The sequence below is a fragment of the Corallococcus sp. Z5C101001 genome (assembly GCF_007352635.1).
Taxonomy (GTDB): domain Bacteria; phylum Myxococcota; class Myxococcia; order Myxococcales; family Myxococcaceae; genus Corallococcus; species Corallococcus silvisoli.
In genome coordinates, this window is record NZ_VKLU01000008.1 from 186950 (window position 1) to 202599 (window position 15650).

At 71.8% G+C, this 15650-nt stretch carries 15 protein-coding genes; 8 read left to right on the forward strand and 7 right to left on the reverse strand.

Going from position 1 to position 15650, the window contains the following annotated elements; translation table 11 throughout:
- The first annotated feature begins 22 nt into the window (after positions 1-22).
- Entirely contained in the window at positions 23-961 is a 939-nt protein-coding gene (locus FOF48_RS18710; protein WP_255442365.1) for a hypothetical protein, read from the forward strand.
- Here FOF48_RS18710 and FOF48_RS18715 read toward each other — a convergent pair.
- The 4 genes from FOF48_RS18715 to FOF48_RS18730 form a co-directional block, all read right to left on the reverse strand.
- Positions 955-1599 carry a CAP domain-containing protein gene (locus tag FOF48_RS18715; RefSeq protein WP_235685624.1) on the reverse strand — a complete coding sequence of 215 codons (645 nt, stop codon included), beginning with the start codon at positions 1597-1599 and terminating at the stop codon, positions 955-957. The genes FOF48_RS18710 and FOF48_RS18715 overlap by 7 nt on opposite strands.
- Before the next feature lie 66 nt (positions 1600-1665).
- The gene (locus FOF48_RS18720; RefSeq protein ID WP_143903554.1) at positions 1666-2994 is read right to left on the reverse strand and encodes a DUF1552 domain-containing protein; all 1329 of its coding nucleotides are present in this window, start codon (positions 2992-2994) and stop codon (positions 1666-1668) included.
- Positions 2991-4637, reverse strand: a complete 1647-nt coding sequence (locus FOF48_RS18725; RefSeq protein WP_143903556.1) for a DUF1592 domain-containing protein — start codon at positions 4635-4637, stop codon at positions 2991-2993. The genes FOF48_RS18720 and FOF48_RS18725 overlap by 4 nt, the downstream gene beginning before the upstream one ends.
- Before the next feature lie 314 nt (positions 4638-4951).
- Entirely contained in the window at positions 4952-7096 is a 2145-nt protein-coding gene (locus FOF48_RS18730) for a M3 family metallopeptidase (RefSeq protein WP_221938239.1), read from the reverse strand.
- 171 nt (positions 7097-7267) lie between these two features.
- Here FOF48_RS18730 and FOF48_RS18735 point away from each other — a divergent pair, with 171 nt between their 5' ends.
- The 4 genes from FOF48_RS18735 (at position 7268) to FOF48_RS18750 (ending at position 10759) form a co-directional block, all read left to right on the forward strand.
- Positions 7268-8161 carry a hypothetical protein gene (locus FOF48_RS18735; RefSeq protein ID WP_143903558.1) on the forward strand — a complete coding sequence of 298 codons (894 nt, stop codon included), beginning with the start codon at positions 7268-7270 and terminating at the stop codon, positions 8159-8161.
- Positions 8161-8547: a hypothetical protein gene (locus FOF48_RS18740; RefSeq protein WP_143903560.1), complete on the forward strand. Its 387-nt coding sequence runs from the start codon at positions 8161-8163 to the stop codon at positions 8545-8547. Before FOF48_RS18735 ends, FOF48_RS18740 begins: the two co-directional genes overlap by 1 nt.
- Before the next feature lie 12 nt (positions 8548-8559).
- Positions 8560-9093, forward strand: coding sequence for a hypothetical protein (locus tag FOF48_RS18745; protein ID WP_143903562.1), 534 nt, complete (start codon positions 8560-8562; stop codon positions 9091-9093).
- A 322-nt stretch (positions 9094-9415) separates the two neighbouring features.
- Entirely contained in the window at positions 9416-10759 is a 1344-nt protein-coding gene (locus tag FOF48_RS18750; protein WP_255442446.1) for a DHA2 family efflux MFS transporter permease subunit, read from the forward strand.
- Between the two features lie 195 nt (positions 10760-10954).
- On the opposite strand, the gene infC is transcribed toward FOF48_RS18750, so the two are convergent.
- Positions 10955-11704: a translation initiation factor IF-3 gene (infC, locus tag FOF48_RS18755; protein WP_143904237.1), complete on the reverse strand. Its 750-nt coding sequence runs from the start codon at positions 11702-11704 to the stop codon at positions 10955-10957.
- A 223-nt stretch (positions 11705-11927) separates the two neighbouring features.
- Between infC and FOF48_RS18760 the strand changes: the two genes are divergently transcribed.
- Together FOF48_RS18760 and FOF48_RS37150 are read left to right on the forward strand one after the other, a co-directional pair.
- Positions 11928-13157, forward strand: coding sequence for a trypsin-like serine protease (locus tag FOF48_RS18760; RefSeq protein WP_186001967.1), 1230 nt, complete (start codon positions 11928-11930; stop codon positions 13155-13157).
- Between the two features lie 105 nt (positions 13158-13262).
- Positions 13263-13868: a LysM peptidoglycan-binding domain-containing protein gene (locus FOF48_RS37150; protein ID WP_143903566.1), complete on the forward strand. Its 606-nt coding sequence runs from the start codon at positions 13263-13265 to the stop codon at positions 13866-13868.
- A gap of 135 nt (positions 13869-14003) precedes the next feature.
- On the opposite strand, the gene FOF48_RS18770 is transcribed toward FOF48_RS37150, so the two are convergent.
- Positions 14004-14300, reverse strand: a complete 297-nt coding sequence (locus tag FOF48_RS18770; RefSeq protein ID WP_143903568.1) for a hypothetical protein — start codon at positions 14298-14300, stop codon at positions 14004-14006.
- Positions 14301-14449: 149 nt separating this feature from the next.
- A complete protein-coding gene (locus FOF48_RS18775; RefSeq protein ID WP_143903570.1) occupies positions 14450-14968 on the reverse strand; it encodes a hypothetical protein in 519 nt (172 codons plus the stop codon).
- Between the two features lie 215 nt (positions 14969-15183).
- Here FOF48_RS18775 and FOF48_RS18780 point away from each other — a divergent pair, with 215 nt between their 5' ends.
- Complete coding sequence (locus tag FOF48_RS18780; RefSeq protein WP_143903572.1) at positions 15184-15642, forward strand: DUF2267 domain-containing protein; 459 nt, start codon at positions 15184-15186, stop codon at positions 15640-15642.
- The last annotated feature ends 8 nt before the right edge of the window (positions 15643-15650 follow it).

Sequence of the window (15650 nt, forward strand, 5' to 3'; positions counted from 1 at the left end):
GACCCTGAAGACCCCCTGCGCCGTGTCCTCCCTCTGCTGGAGCGGCGACGCGCTCGTGGACCCGGTGGGGGGCGCCGTGCGCTACCACCTGGACGGTACGGTCTTCGACCCGCACGTCCGCTTCGCCTACCGCTTCGACCGCGCGGTGATGTCCCCGGACGGGCGCTACAGCGTGCTCTACGAATCGCTGGGGACCACGGGGCTCCTGCTGGAAGGCACGCGCGTGGTGCGGCAGCTCACGCGCGACTTCTATCAGGCGCACGTCTACGACTACCCCGTCGCGCTGCACACCCTGCCCAGCGGCCGCACGCTGCTGGCCCACTGCCCGGAGTCATACTGCGTGCTGGAGCTGGAGGACGCCGCCACGGGCGAGCGCCTCACGAAGCGCGCCAACGACCCCGTGGACATCTTCCACTCGCGGCTCCAGTTCAGCCCGGACGGGCGCTACCTGTCGAGCGCGGGGTGGATCTGGCACCCGGTGGACGCGGTGAAGGTGTTCGACGTGGCCCGCGCGCTGGAGGTGCCCGCGTCGCTGGACCAGGACGCGCTGATGGACGCGGAGGACGGGGGTATCTTCTACCTGTCCGCGGCCTTCGGCGCGCGCGACACGCTCGCCTTCGTCCGCGTGGACGAGTCCCGCGACGGTGACACGTTCTATCTGGGGACGTACTCGCTCGCGGAGCGCAAGGTGCTGTCGGAGGTGGCGCTGGAGGACGCCGCGGGCCCGCTGATGGTCGTGGGGCCGGAGCACGTCGTGGACTTCCACCGCCACCCCAAGCTCCTGGAGCGCGCCACCGGCCGCGTCGTCCAGCGCTGGGAGGCCCTGGACACGGGGCTGGCGCTGGGCAGCATCCGCCACCACCTGCCGGCCCCGCCCCCGTTCGCGATGGACCCCGCGAACCGCCGCTTCGCGGTGGGCACGGCGGACGGCATCCAGGTCATCACGCTCGCGGCTCAGTAGGGCTTCTCACCCACCCAGTTGCCCGGCGGCGCGTAGTCGCACACCCACAGCTGCCACGTGCCCACGCTCGCGCCAAAGGGCGAGTTCTTCGTGCACAGCCGCGTCGCGCAGCCCACCGCCTTCGTGGTGCGCCACACCACCTGCGTGTAGTGGCCGCACATCTTCCCCGGCTTGCAGGTGCCGCGCGCGAAGTCGTAGTCGGCGGACTCGTCCGCCCACCCCTTCACCACCTGCGCCGTGGTCCAGGTGTCCGGCGTCGCGGCGGCCAGGTTCTCTCCAAAGGCGCCCCGGTTCGGGTTGTGCTCGAAGCGGCACTCCTTCGCGTACGCCTCCGCCTTGCGCGCGGCCTCGTCGGACCAGGTGAGCGCGGGCAGCGCGGGCTTCGGCGTGGGGCGCGAGGCCTGGGCGCGCGCCGCGTTGTGCGCGGCCACCATGTCGCGCTTCAGCTCCGCGGCGGACGGCACCGGCTTGCGGGCGCCCTCCGCCGGCGCGGGCGTGGAGGCCTTGCGCGCGGCGGCGGTGGCGGAGGCCTTCGTGGAGGCGGACACCGGGCGCTGCGCGCTCGCGCTGGAGCCACACCCGGTGAGCAGGGCCAGCAGCAACGCGGCGGGCCCGCGGCGGAACAGAGGAAGAGCCATGCGCGACATCATCGCCGCACCGGACGCCGCCGCGCAGCCGGGGTGGGCGGGGCAGGCGGCCTGGCCCTAACCGTCCAGGCCGGTCAGGGGGCCCGTGCCGTCGTCGCCAAAGGTGGTCGTGGGCACGCCGAGCATGGTGAGCAGGGACGCGTAGAGGTTCGCGAGCGGCACTCCCGGGTAGCGCACGTGCCGGCCCGGGGAGATGGCGCCTCCCGCGCGGCCCGCGAGCAGGATGGGCAGGTTCTTGTGCTCGTGCATGTTGCCGTCGGCGATCTCACTGGAGAAGTACGCCACGCTGTGGTCCAGCAGCGTCCCGCCCTCCTCCAGCACGCCCTTCATCCGCTGGAGGAGGTAGGAGAACTGCTCCACCTCCCACTTGTCGATCTTCGCCAGCGCGTCGTAGTTGGCCTGGGCCCGCTGGTGGTGCGAGTACGCGTGGTGCTCGCCGGAGAGCCCCAGGAACGAATACACGCGCTCGCTGCGCGCGTTGCCCAGCATGAAGGTGCACGTGCGGGTCAGGTCGCACTGGAACGCGAGCACGATGAGGTCCAGCATCGCCTTCGTCTTCTCGCGCACGTCCACGGTGTCCGCGGGCGCCGCCACCGCGCCGCACTGCGGACCGATGCCGTCCATCGCGTTGACGCGCAGCTCCAGCTCGCGCACGCCGGTGAAGTACTCGTCCAGCTTGCGCCGGTCGGTGGTGCCCAGCTTCCCCTCGAGCGCCTTCGCGTCGGAGCGCACGGTGTCGATGATGCTCAGGCCATACGCCTTGCGCTTCGCCAGCTCCGCCTGGGTGGCGCCCGGATCGAAGTCCGCGAAGAGCCGGTCGAAGGCGGCGCGGGGCTTCGTCTCCTTGGGCACGGGCGTGGCCGGCCCCGCCCACGCGATGTTGTTCGCGTACGGGCACGCGTAGCCGGAGTCGCAGTTGCCAATGCCCTTGCCCTGGTCGATGCCCAGCTCCAGCGACGGGAAGCGCGTGGCCTTGCCCACGGAGTTCGCCAGCACCTGGTCCATGGAGATGCCGGTGCGGATGTTGGTGCCTTCGGTCTTGTAGGCCTTGCGGCAGCTGAGGAACGCGGCCGTCGCGGCGGCGTGGTGTCCGTCACCGTCCGGCTTCCCCGGCAGGTTGTTCAACCCGCTCAGCACCAGCACGTCGTTCTTCACCGGCGCCAGCGACGCCAGCGTGGGCGTCAGGCCCCAGCCCGCGCCCTCCGCCTCCGGGGTCCACTTGGGCATGTGGATGCCGCAGGGCGTGTAGAAGGTCACGAAGCGGCGGGGCGCGGGCGCGGCGGCGCGGGCCACCCTGGGACGCATGACGTCCAGCAGGGGCAGCGCCAGCAGCGTGCCCATGCCCCGCAGCACGGTCCGGCGGGACAACACAGGGATGCGGCTCATGGCTTGGAAACCTCCGCCTCGCCATGCCGTTGCAGGAACGCGCCGCTGCGGACGATGGCGAGAATGTAGTCAGTGAAACGGCCTCCCTGGGCCTCGGCTTGCTGGGAGATGTCGCGCACGGTGCAGCGGTCCGCGGCCTCCGCGCCGCGCCCCAGGGCGTAGGTGAGCAGGTGGCGCGTCATGCAGGCGGACAGGTCCGGGTCCTGCTTCACCACCCCGCGCAGCTCCACCACGCCGGTGAACGTCTTGCCCCCGGGCAGCTCGCCGCTGGAGTCCACCGCCGCGCCGCCTTCCTCCTTCGTGCGCCAGCGGCCCACCGGGTCGAAGTTCTCCATGCCGAAGCCCAGCGGATCCATCAGCGTGTGACAGCCCGCGCAGGTGGGGTTCGCGCGGTGCTGCGCCATGCGCGCCTTGATGTTGAGCGTGGGGTCCACCGTCGGGGCCAGCCCGCCCGCGTCGGGCGGCGGCGGCGGCGGCGCCTTGCACAGCAGCTGCTCCAGCACCCACACCCCGCGCTTCACCGGCGAGGTGCGATCCGGGTTGGCGGTGACGGTGAGCAGCGCGCCCTTCCCGAAGAGGCCCGCGCGCTCCGGGTGGCCCTGCAGGTCCACGCGCGTCATCGCGTTGGTGCCGGGCAGCGGCAGGCCGTAGTGCGCGGCCAGCCGGTCGTTCACGTAGGTGAAGGGCGCGTCCAGCAGGTCCTTGAACCGGTGGTTGCCGCTGACGAACTCCTGGAAGACGAGCTGCGTCTCCTGGCGCATGGCCTGCCGCAGCGGCTCGTCGAAGCCGTAGCGCGGCTCCGGCTGGGAGAAGTCGAGCGCGCGCGTGTAGAGCCACTGGCCCGCGAAGTTGTCCACCAGCGCGCGAGCCTTGGGGTCCGCCAGCATGCGCCGCACCTGCGCCTCCAGGACCGAGGGCTCATGCAGGTGTCCGCCCTCCGCGGCCTGGAGCAGCGCCTCGTCCGGCATGCTGCTCCAGAGGAAGTACGACAGGCGGCTCGCCAGCTCCACGTCGCCAATGGGGTGCGGCGCGGTGGACGTGGGCTCCGCGTCCAGCTCCACGCGGAAGAGGAAGTGCGGGGACACCAGCACCGAGCGCAGCGCCAGCTTCACGCCCACCTCCGGCCCGTCCCCTTGCTGTCCGGCCCGCGCGATGAACGCGACCAGCCCCTCCACCTCCTGCTCCGTCACCGGGCGGCGCCAGGCCTTGCGCGCGAAGTCCCGCAGCAGCTTGCGGGCGCACGGCTCCGGCTGGGCGGGGTTCAGCGCGCAGGTGGAGAACCGGCCCTTCGCCCACGCGGTCTCCACCAGCACCTGGGCCGCGTGCGAGTACTTCTCCATCAGCAGCGGAGACATGCTGAGCACGTCCGCGTTGTTGTCGAAGCCGAAGCCGTGGTCGTCCGGCGGGAAGTCGCGCGCGGGCGTGCTGGTGTCCCCCAGCAGGTCGCGCACGGTGTTGTCATACTCGGCGCGGTTGAGGCGGTGCAGGGTCACGCGGCCCGGGTCGCGCGACTCGGAGCGACACAGCGTGTCCTGCGGATCCACGGAGGTGTTCGGCTCCTCGGGAGCCTCCGGTCCCGGCAGCACCCGGGCCCTGGGCGGTGAGTCGTTGCACCCCAGGAGCAGCAATACCGCGAGGCCCATCCCCTGCCATCCCCGACTGCAGGCTGTCACGTCTCGAGCGCCTCCCCCGGGCCCCCCCACGAGGCCTCGGCGGCGACGCTCGAAGCAAGTCTCACTCCAGCCCGGTCGTGGACACGGGCCGACGCCGCGCTCAGCCCCGGGGGTAGGGATGAGCCCTCGTGGGGGATGGAGAGGAGAAGAGAAGTTCCGCGACCGACGACGCCCGTGGGCCGGGAGGGGCGCCGCGTGCCGACACCTTCCCCGGAGGGCGGATCAGGCAGGCGCGGGACTCCCGGAAGCAGGCGGTGCGCGCCTGCCTCCGGGATGAAGCGGGGCTACTTCGAGTCCTTCGCGGTGCCCGTCGTCTTCGAGGCGCCGTCGAGGTACGCGCGGTAGGCCTCGAAGGCGTACGGCCGGCCGAGGAAGTCCTGCACCAGCTCACCAGCGGGCTTGGAGCCGCCGGGCTCCAGCACCGTCTTGCGGTACTTCATCGCCGTGTCGCGATCCAGGTAGCCCTTCTGCTGGAACTCGGACTCCAGGTCCTTCGCGATGACGGAGGACCAGAGGTACGTGTAGTACGCGGCCGAGTACCCATCCAGGTGCCCGAAGGCGAGCTCGAAGTGGGTGCCGTCGCGGTACTCGTGGCGGAAGGGGGACAGCTTCTTCTGCAGCTCGGACAGCACCGCGGACGTGTCGAAGCCCGGCGCGCGCGAGTAGTACTGGAGGCTGACCGCGGACAGGAAGAGCTGGCGGCGCGCCCACAGGCCCAGGCCGAACTCCTTCGACGCGCGCAGCTTCTCCACCATCTCCGCGGGGATGGGCTCGTTGGTCTCATGGTGCTTGGCGAAGCTCTTGAGCACCTCCGGCTGCTCCGCCCACTGCTGGAGCAGCATGGACGGCGTCTCCACGAAGTCGCGCTCGGTGGAGATGCCGGAGATGGGCGTCCACTTCTGGTGGCCGGAGAAGACGGCGTGCATCAGGTGGCCGAACTCGTGGAAGAACGTCTCCACCTCGTCGTGCGTCATCAGGTCGCCGGGGCGCGGGAAGTTGCACACCAGCACGCCCTCCGGCAACCGCCGGCCCTCCTCGCCCGTCACCAGGTCGAACTGCGCCGCGTGCTTGTACTTGTCGTCGCGCGGGTGCATGTCCAGGTAGATGCGGCCCAGCGGCTTGCCGCCGTCCACGACGTCGTACGCCTCCACGTCGGCGTGCCACGTCTTCGCGTCCTTCACCGGCTGGAAGGCCACGCCCCACAGGCTGGACGTGATGCCCATCACGCCGTCCTTCACCCGCGCGTACTCCAGGTAGGGCCGCACCGCCTGCGAGTCGAACCCGAAGCGCTCCGCGCGCACCCGGTCCTCGTAGTAGTCCTGGTCCCACGGATCCACCGACGTGGCGCCCTTCACGTCCTTCTTCTTGCGCGCCAGGAGCTCCGCCATCTCCTTCTTCGCGCGGCCCTCGGTGGCCTGCGCCAGCTGGTCGATGAAGTCCGCGGCGGCCTGCTGCGTGCGCGTCATCCGCGTCTCGGTGGTGAAGGCCGCGTAGTTGTCGTAGCCCAGCAGCGTGGCCAGCTCGTTGCGCTTCTCGATGAGCTGCGCGAGCACCGCCTGGTTCTTGGGGAACGCGCGCTGCCGGTACGCGCGCCACAGCTTCTCGCGCGCCTTGGCGTTCTTCGCGTACGTCATGAACGGGAAGTAGTCCGGGTAGTTGCTGGTGATGACCACCTTGCCGTCCGCGCCCGGCGCGTGCGCCTTCTTGTAGTCCTCCGGCAGCCCGTCCAGCTCCTTGGCCGTGAGGGCCACGGTGCGCGTGTCCTCCGCGATGTTCTGCCCGAACTGCTGGCCCAGCTTGAGGATCTCCTCGTTGAGCGTCTTCACCTTCGCCCGCGTGGCCTCGTCCCGGTCCACGCCCGCGCGCCGGAAGTCCAGCAGCGTGCGGTCCACCCAGTGACGCGTGGGCTCGTCCGCCTTGTCCAGGTTCACCAGCGACAGCGCGTCATACACGCCGCGGTCCTGCGACAGCGCCACGCTGGCCGCGTCCACCTGCTGCTCGCACTCGCGGGACGCGTCGCGCATGGCGGCGTCCGGGTGCACCTCGTGCGTGAGGCTGGAGCGGTTGGCCGCGTTGATGATGGCCGTCTGCGCCTCGTCGTACGCCTTGAGGACGCCCATGCCGTTCGTCTTCGGATCCAACTTCTTCAGCGCCGTCACCTGCGCCTGCGCCCGCTCCAGGTCCGCCTTGCACAGGGCCTTGTAGGCGTCCGGCGTTCCCGCCAGCGGCTCCGAGCCCTTGACGGGGGCCAGCGCGGGCTTCGCCGCGGCGTTGGCCGCGACGCGGGCCATGGCCTCGCGGTTCTGCGTGATGCTGCCGTTGGAGCAACCCGTCGCGGCGAGCGCCGCCACGACGGTGAGCGCGGGGATTCTCAAGGGGACTTCCTCCACAGGGGAAACGACGTGAATCGCGGGCCCGTCATGCCACATCCCCGCCCCTCTTCGCCTGTCCACCGTGAACAGCCAGGCGGCCTCCTCGCGCTGTCCGGATGCTTGTCCTCCCACCGTGACGCACCTCGACTTGTGTCTCCAACCACCCCCCGGTAATCCCGCACTCGCCTCGAATTCTTGGAAGATGTCCTGGTCGGAGGATGCAAGCGGATGCGCAAGGCACTGGGTGGTGCGGTCGCGGCGTTGCTGATGTGGGGCTGTGGTGGCGCGGGGACGGAGGCTCCGCCCGCTGCTCCGGAGGGACTGTCGCTGAGCTCGGAGGCGGGGGTGACCCAGGGCACCTGGGGACGGGACGGGCAGACGGTGTCCTTCGCCTCGCGGGAGGTGGAGCCCGGGGTGTACCGCCTGGAGGTGCGGATGCACGGCATGACGCTCACGGGCCTGATGGACCCGGCGTCGGGCGTGTCGTCGCTGGACGGCTTCGCGGACGCGAACGCGCAGGACACGCAGGTGGTGGAGGCGGACCGCGAGGTGCTGGGCGCGCTCTACGGGGCGCTCAACCAGGGGCTGCCCGCGGGTGACGCGGCGGCGCCGGAGGCCATGTACCTGCGGCGCGCGGTGGGCCTGTGGGCGCAGCACCCCACGAGCGTGGCGCTGAAGCGCACGGTGATGGGCGAGCAGGGCCGCGGCTACACCATGCTGTGCAGCTACGCGAAGTGCGGCGGCAAGAACACGGGCAGCTGCGGCGGCACGTACAACTGGTACTCGTACGCGAAGCACGACTGCAACAACGGTGGCTTCGACAACCCGAAGAACCAGCAGATCGCCCAGCTGGGAGACCACACGTCGTGCAACGGCGACGAGTACTACATGAACGGCAGCACTTGGGTGTGCGGCGAGCCGGACCACTGGTCGCGCCCCAAGGTGATGGGCAACTGCTTCGGCCGCTGCGGCGGGGGCTGCGGCGGCGACACGCAGTACACGGTGGACGCGACGAACCACGACGGCTGCGTGCGCAACGGCCACGTGCTGGCGAGCGCCTATTGCGACGACCAGTTCCTGTCCGCGACGGACGACGAGCTGTTCGCCCCCAACTGCTACTGATGCGGCTGGGGCGCGTGGTGCGGGGCGCGGTGGGGGCGGCGGGGCTTTGGCTCGCCGCGCTCGGCTGCACGTCGACGACCTCCTCGCGGGCGGAGGCGGGGGAGGCGGTGGTGCGCCGCTTCTTCCAGGCCCTGCCCTCCGGGGACTGCGCGGTGCTGGGCCCGCTGCTGGTGCAAGGGGCGGGCGCGTCCTCGTGCGAGGACACGCTGCGGAGCCTGCGTGAGCACGACCTGCGCCTGGTGGACATCGTCGAGGCGAAGGTGGACGGCCGGAACGCGGACGCGGTGCTCGTGCGGGCGCGCGTGTCGCAGGGAGGCGCGGAGCGCTCGGAGCCGTTCCTCTTCCGGGTGGAGCGCCAGGGCGAAGGCTGGCGCCTTCGGCTGTGAGGGGTGCGGACGATGCGGAACCGTGAGCGGGTGATGCTGGGCGGCGCGGGCGTGCTGGTGGCCGCGCTGCTCGCCGTGGCGCCGTGGCCGGCCCGGGAAGAGCGGGCCCGGCCCGCCGCCCCTGGAGCGGTCGCGCCGGCCGCGGCTCCGGTGCCCGCGGCGGCGGTCGCGCCGAAGCGCGCGGTGCCGGCGCGGACGCCCGAACCCGGGCAGCCCGCCGCGACGGTGGCGCCGCCGAGCCCCGGGGACGTGCCGCCGGAGCCGGAGGTGGCCAACGCGCCGCCTCAGCAGAACGACCCCATCGCGGAGGAGCTGCCCCAGACGGCGCGCTGGAAGCTGGAGAAGACGGAGCACATCACCACGCTGCTGGGGCGGGACGTGACGCGGTTGGAAGGGGAGCGCCAGGAGGCGCGCACGCGCGGCGACAAGGCCCGCGTCGAACAGGTGGACGCGCTCCTGCGGCGTCACCGCGTCCGGCTGGATGAGCTGCGTGAGGAGGCCCGCGTCCTGACCGAGGCCGCCCGGAACGAACCGCCCGAGCCGTGAGCCTCCGCGGGCCCGCGCCCGTGAAGCGCCGCCTCGCGCGCCCGCCTCCTTGTCGGGAGGAGGACACCGCCCGCCCGCCTGCCTCCCAGGCGGCGGTCCGTCGCTCGCGGCACGTGGAGCCCGGACGCTTCGCGCTCTGAGTACGCTCGCTTCTGCTTCGCGCCACCCACCTGTCAGGCCCGCGTGACAGGCACGGCGCGTCATGCGCATAGAACAAGACGTGTCCGTTTCCTCCACCGCGACAGACTCCGCCGGGACCTCCGGAGCCACCTCCTCCCGAGGCTCCCGGCTGGCATCCATCGCGGTGGCCAGCGCGCTGTTCATGGAGTTCCTGGACTCCACGGCGTTGTCCACCGCGCTGCCCACGCTGTCGGTGGCGTTCGGGACGGACCCCGTCCACCTCAAGCTCGCGCTGACGTCGTACATCCTGGCCCTGGCGGTGCTGGCGCCCGCGAGCGGGTGGATCGCCGACCGCTTCGGCCCTCGCCGCGTCTTCATGACCGCGATGGTCGTCTTCCTCGTGGGCTCCATGCTGTGTGGCCTCTCCCGGTCGCTCGCGCAGCTCGTGGTGTTCCGCACCCTGCAGGGCCTGGGCGGCGCGCTGATGACGCCGGTGGGCCGGCTCATCGTCGTCAACTCGGCGCCGCGCGAGAAGCTGGTGGCCGCGATGAGCTGGTTCACCATGCCCGCGCTGGTGGGCCCGCTGCTGGGGCCGCCGCTCGCGGGCTTCATCCTGGGCGTCGCGGACTGGCCGTGGATCTTCTTCATCAACGTGCCGGTGGGCGTGCTGGGCATGTGGGCCGTGGCGCGCTTCGTGCCCCCGCTGCACCAGCCAGACCCCGGCCCGTTCGACACGAAGGGCTTCGCCCTGGCCGTCGTCGCCATCACGGCGCTGATGGGCACGGCGGAGACGGTGGGCATCGGGCTCGTTCCGGGGGGCGTGCAGGCCGGCATCGCGCTGGTGGCGGCGGGGGCGCTCGTCGCCTACGTGCGCCATGCGCTGCGCACGCCGCGCCCCGTGCTCGACGTGCGCCTGCTCCGGGTGCCCACCTTCCGCGCCAGCATGGTGGGCGGCGCGCTGGTGCGCATTGGCCTGGGCGCGACGCCCTTCCTGCTGCCGCTGCTCTTCCAGGTGGGCCTGGGCTGGGGACCGCTGGAGGCGGGGCTCGTCACCATCGGGACGGGGCTGGGGGCCTTCGCGTGCAAGCCGGTGGCGCCCGCGCTCATCCGGCGCGTGGGCTTCCGCCAGACGCTCATCGCGTCCAACCTGCTCACCGCCGCGCTGACGGCCGTGCCCGCCTTCTTCCGCGCGGGCACGCCCATCCCGCTCATCATCGGCATGCTCGTGAGCAGCGGCTTCATGCGCTCGTTGCAGTTCACCGCCACCAACACGGTGGCGTACGCGGACATCCCCCGGGAGGCGGTGAGCAACGCCTCCACGATGGCGGTGGTGACGCAGCAGATGGCGCTGAGCGTGGGCATCAGCTTCGGCGGCCTGATGCTGCACGTGGCGCGCGGCGGCGGGGACGTGCGCCTCACGCCGGACCGCTTCCTGCTGCCCTTCATCGCCATTGGCGTCGTGTCGTCGCTGGCCGGGCCCCTCTTCCGCCGGCTCCCGCCCGACGCGGGCGCGCACATTGGCGGCAGGACCGTGGCGCGCGGCTGAGGCCGCGTCCGTGGTTCGCGAGGGGGGCGTGGGGCCACCGCCGGCGCACCCGGGTCCTGCCCGGCTCGCGGGGGCAGGGTTCCCCAGGGCTTGCGTCACGCGGTGGACGTGGGCGGCTCCCCGGGACGCATCCCGAGGGGCACCGCCCGTGAGCGCGTCTCCCGGTGAGGGGAGACGCGAGCGCCGTCCAGACGGCTACGTCGTCGCGGGCGCGGCGTCCTGCTCGTCGCCGTCGGTGTCGTCCGCGTCGCTGGCGCCATCGGACTCGACCGGGGCCGTGTTGGCACCGTCCGCGTTCGGGGCACCGCTGGCCGCCTGGGGCTTCTTGCCCGCGCCCGGGGGCGGGGACTTGCGGGCGGCCGCGGCGGCCTGCCGCGCCTGCTCGCGCGCCTTCTGCGCGACCTTCGCCGTGGGGGCGAGGATCATGAACATCTGACGGCCTTCCATGCGCGGAAGCTGCTCCGCCACGGCCACGTCCTTCAGGTCCTTGATGACGTCATCGAGGATGGCGCTGCCCAACTCCTTGTGCGTGATTTCACGCCCGCGGAACTGGATGACGACCTTGGCCTTGTTGCCCTCTTCGATGAACCGGCGGGTGTTGCGCACCTTGAACTCGTAGTCGTGCTCCTCCGTCTTGGGACGGAGCTTCACTTCCTTGAGCTGGATGACCACCTGCGTGCGCTTCGCGTCCGAGGCCTTCTTCTTCTCCTCGTACTTGAACTTGCCGTAGTCCATGATCTTGCAGACTGGCGGCTTGGCCATGGGGCTGACTTCAACCAGGTCGAGCCCTTCGGTGCGAGCCCGCTCCAGCGCGGCCTCGATGGTCATGACCCCGAGCTGCGAACCATCGGAGCCCACGACACGGACTTCCCGCGCGCGGATGCGGCGGTTGGTTCTCTGGTCCCTGTTGGGACCCCGGCTGTTGTTTCTCTGTTCGCGAATGATGTGAACATCCTCCAAAAAGGGTTTACGGACCCACCACCCGTGAAGATGTGGTGCGCCGTTCGATGTGGCAGGCCCCTACGGCGGAGACGGCAGGCAGGCAGGCCTTCCGCCCCTCGGGGCAGGGAGACGTGCAACGGACTCTATCCGGTTCACGTCCCCCGGGGGCAAGGTAACGCGGGGCACCCCCCATTCCCATGACCCCCTGTTGCCTATGATGCGCCCCATGGCGAAACGGTCCACCACGTCCGCCCGGGACCCGACAGGATGCCGCCCCCCGAGGGGGGTTGCGCTCGCCGCCCTCCTCCTGCCTGCCTGCCTGCCCTCCGCCAGCCCGGCGGACGCCGCCCCACCGGGGGGCTCCCGGGCATGGGGCATCGTCCAGGGGACGGACGCGCCCGGGGACGCGGCGGCCGTGGCGCTGGTGGCCCGCCGTGCGCGCTGCGGGGGGGAGGCCCCGGTGCTCCTGTGCTCCGGGGCCCTCATCGCCCCGGACGTGGTGCTGACGGCGGCGCACTGCCTGGCCGCCTTCGGGGATGCGGGCCCCTACGAGGTCTTCCTGGGGCCCACCCTGCTCCCGGAGCCAGGGCCCGGAGGGCGGTTCGTGCGCGTCACCCGCGCGCGGGCCCACCCCGGCTATGTCCCGGCCACGCACGCCTGGGACGCGGCCCTCCTGCGGCTGGCGGTGCCGGTGACGGACGTCGCGCCGTTCCGGTTGCCCGGCGGAGGCGACGCCCCGGTGGCCCCGGGCGACACCGTGCGGGCGGTGGGCTACGGGGACACGAAGGACGCCGACCGCGCTTCGGGGCAGCGGCGGCAGGGGCACCTCCGGGTGACGGCTGTCACCGGCAACGCCTTCCAGGCGGGCCCCGCCCCGGCCATGAGCTGCGTGGGCGACAGCGGGGGCCCGGTGCTGGGGGGGCCGGCGGGGAACGAACGGCTGTGGGGCCTGACCGTGAGCGGGGACGTGGCCTGCCGCGCGGAGGCGGTCCAGGTCCGGGTGGATGCCCTGGCGGACTTCCTGGGCCCCTTCCTGGAAGAGACGCCGCCCGCTCGCGCCTCGCCGCTGCCCCTGGACGCCCTCTGTCGGGAGGGCTGCGTCAACGACGCGGACTGCCCCTCGGGCCTGCTCTGCGTCGCCGCCGGGGACGACCCCGCCCGGTGCCTCCTGCCCTCGCTCCAGGCGGGGACCTTCGGGGCGGCATGCGCGGAGGACGCCGCGTGCGGCGCCCAGGGCGTGTGCGCCCGGCTGGAGGCGGAGGGTGATGACGCCTGCCGCTGCTTCACCCCCTGCGAGGCGACAGTGGACCCGTCAACACCTGGGGACCCGAACCCCGGCGGAAGAGGTGGGTGCGCCAGTGGCCCGGGGGCCCTGGGCGCTACACTCGCCGCCCTGCTGGGGCTTCTCTTGAGACAGCCCCAGCGGAGGATTCCAGGACGTCGGTTCAGCTCATGACTCCGGGTGAAAGCGCCTACAAAACCGCAAATGTAGGCGAAACTCCGTGAACCTTCTTCCGAGAATCTGGCATCCACGTTTTCTGCAATCGCGAGGGTTCTTCAGATGGGTGACTACCGGATCAAGTCGGGTGACACGCTGAGCGGGCTCGCGAAGCGCTTCAACACGGATGTGGATTCGCTGATGAAGGCGAACCCCAACATCACCAACAAGGACCTCATCTACGCGGATGCGAACCTCAACATCCCGGGCAGCAAGGATGAGTTCCAGGCGCAGGGCGTCCGCAACGGCCCGAACCTGACGGGCGGCACGGACCAGGCCCAGGGCGCGCAGTCCGTGGGCGACGTGCCCCCGGGCCAGGTCGGTGATTGGATCAAGCAGGCCATGGACATCCTCAAGGCCAACGGCGTCCCCACGGACAAGATGAACGCGCAGGACATCGCGAAGATCATCGAGCACGAGTCCAGCGGCAACCCGAACGCCATCAACCTCTGGGACTCCAACGCGCAGCAGGGCACGCCCTCCATCGGCCTGATGCAGACCATCCAGCCGACGTTCGACTCGTACAAGCTCCCCGGCCACGACAACATCCGCAACCCGGTGGACAACATCATCGCGGGCGTCCGCTACTCCATCGAGCGCTACGGCTCCACGTCCAACGTCCCCGGCATCCAGGGCCTGAACAACGGCAGCGGCTACGTCGGTTACTGACCGGCGCTCTCGCACCACCCCCCCGGTGGTACCGCGCCCCGCGGTGGAGGACGGCCCTTCGCAGGAAAGGGGTTTCCGTCCGCCACGCGGGGCGTCGTCGTTTCCTGGGGCCGCGGACCGCCGGCCGTGGCGCCTTCAGCCTCCGTGCAGCCGGGAGCGGTCGCGGGGGCCCCCCGCGCGCTTGATATGGATTTGGCTGGGAGCCTTCTTGCGCCCCCGCAGGCCCGTGCCCCGGTTGTTGCGCTTGGGGCCGTGGTCGCTGGCGGCGGGGCCCAGCGTCACGCGCTTCAGTTCCTTCTGTCGCAAGAGCGCCGCTGCATCGTCGTGGGGCAGCGTCTTGCGCCCATGGCTGGCCTGCACACTGGCCTGCGCCGCATGGGCATCCACGCGTCGCTTGTTCTTGATCCCTGCCATTCGGGTCCGCACGGACATGGAGGTCCTCCTTGAGGAAGAGGTAGGAACCCCAGGGGGGCGGTGCCATCCCTGGCGACGGGCGGGACAGGGGCCGCTCCGGGTGCATGCGGGACGCGAGCGCTCGGTGGCGAGGACGCCGCTCCTCCCCGCCGGAGGACCCGGCCGCTTCAGGTGAGGTCTTCGTTGTCGCGGCGGGCGCGCTTCTTCGCCTTGGGCTTGCCGGACTTGCCCGCCGGACGGGCCTTCTGCTGGCTCATGGCCTCCAGCGGGAACAGCCAGCCGTCCTCGGGACGGGGCGCGGCGGCGCTCACCGGCTCCACGTGCTGCCCGCGGCAGCCGCGGCACCAGGACTGCGGGCGGCGCTGGCCCTGGCTCATGATGCGGAAGCCGAAGTCCTGCGCCGTGGGCCCCACGTGGCCGCAGCGCGGGCAGCGCGTCATCGACGTGGTGCCCGTCTCCTTCGCCTTCTCGCGCCCGTGCTCCACCACCAGCGCCAGCGCGGCGGCGAACCCCAGCTTCCGCTCCGCGGCGACATGGAACTGGCGTGCGCGCTTGCGGTTGCCCCGGCCCAGCACGGGCAGGAGGTCCAGGCCTCCCAGCAGGTTGCGCTGCTCCAGGACTCGCGACGGAGACGATGGCGGGGTCGAGTGGCTCACGCGATCATTCATACGAGAGGGGTCTGACATGGCCGGTTCACGCGCCGGGTCGCCAGGTCGCCCTCCCTTCGCAGGTCTGGACACATGTTCAGTAACTCCGGGCGCTTAGGAGCGATTCCCCGGGGTTCCCGGGCGGAGGTGGGGCGCCGGGGGCCGGGGCCTGCCTGCCCGCCGGGCGCGGCCCGGCTGCCCGGTGCGCACCTTGAGGCTGCTCCCGTCCCCCTTTCCCCCAAGAGGTGCCTCCCATGGCCCAGGCCCACGAGAACGAAACCGAGAAGCAGGAGCGGCACGAGCGACGGCACGATGCCCACGTGCGCGCCACCTACGCGGCGTTCATCCGCCACCTGTGCGAGCTGAGCGCGCTGCCCCCCGCCCTGGCGGAGTGCGCCGCCGTGTCCGTGCTGGGCGCGCTGGAGCGCCGCCTCATGCCGGACGGGGCGCGCAACCTGGAGTCGCAGCTGCCGCGCCTGCTGGTGGCCTTCCTGCCCCCTGCGGAGGAGCGCCCCCCGCGCCCCCGGCGCTTCGGCCGCGAGGCGCTGGTGGAGTCGGTGGCGGAGGATCTCCAGATGCCGGTGGACCGGGCGGAGCTGGTGGTGCGCTCGGTGCTGCGCGCGTTCCAGGACCAGATTTCCGAGGGCGAGGCCGACAAGGTGGCCAGCAACCTCCCGGCGGACCTGCAGGCCCTCTGGCGCCTCACGCAGTAGGCGCCAGA

Excerpts from the sequence above, each read along its gene's own strand:
- FOF48_RS18715 (WP_235685624.1), bottom strand. The coding sequence starts at position 1,599 with ATGGCTCTTCCTCTGTTCCGCCGCGGGCCCGCCGCGTTGCTGCTGGCC.
- FOF48_RS18720 (WP_143903554.1), bottom strand. The coding sequence starts at position 2,994 with ATGAGCCGCATCCCTGTGTTGTCCCGCCGGACCGTGCTGCGGGGCATG.
- FOF48_RS18725 (WP_143903556.1), bottom strand. The coding sequence starts at position 4,637 with ATGGGCCTCGCGGTATTGCTGCTCCTGGGGTGCAACGACTCACCGCCC.
- FOF48_RS18730 (WP_221938239.1), bottom strand. The coding sequence starts at position 7,096 with ATGTGGCATGACGGGCCCGCGATTCACGTCGTTTCCCCTGTGGAGGAA.
- FOF48_RS18735 (WP_143903558.1), top strand. The coding sequence starts at position 7,268 with ATGCGCAAGGCACTGGGTGGTGCGGTCGCGGCGTTGCTGATGTGGGGC.
- FOF48_RS18740 (WP_143903560.1), top strand. The coding sequence starts at position 8,161 with ATGCGGCTGGGGCGCGTGGTGCGGGGCGCGGTGGGGGCGGCGGGGCTT.
- FOF48_RS18745 (WP_143903562.1), top strand. The coding sequence starts at position 8,560 with ATGCGGAACCGTGAGCGGGTGATGCTGGGCGGCGCGGGCGTGCTGGTG.
- FOF48_RS18750 (WP_255442446.1), top strand. The coding sequence starts at position 9,416 with ATGGAGTTCCTGGACTCCACGGCGTTGTCCACCGCGCTGCCCACGCTG.
- FOF48_RS18760 (WP_186001967.1), top strand. The coding sequence starts at position 11,928 with ATGGCGAAACGGTCCACCACGTCCGCCCGGGACCCGACAGGATGCCGC.
- FOF48_RS37150 (WP_143903566.1), top strand. The coding sequence starts at position 13,263 with ATGGGTGACTACCGGATCAAGTCGGGTGACACGCTGAGCGGGCTCGCG.
- FOF48_RS18770 (WP_143903568.1), bottom strand. The coding sequence starts at position 14,300 with ATGTCCGTGCGGACCCGAATGGCAGGGATCAAGAACAAGCGACGCGTG.
- FOF48_RS18775 (WP_143903570.1), bottom strand. The coding sequence starts at position 14,968 with ATGTCAGACCCCTCTCGTATGAATGATCGCGTGAGCCACTCGACCCCG.
- FOF48_RS18780 (WP_143903572.1), top strand. The coding sequence starts at position 15,184 with ATGGCCCAGGCCCACGAGAACGAAACCGAGAAGCAGGAGCGGCACGAG.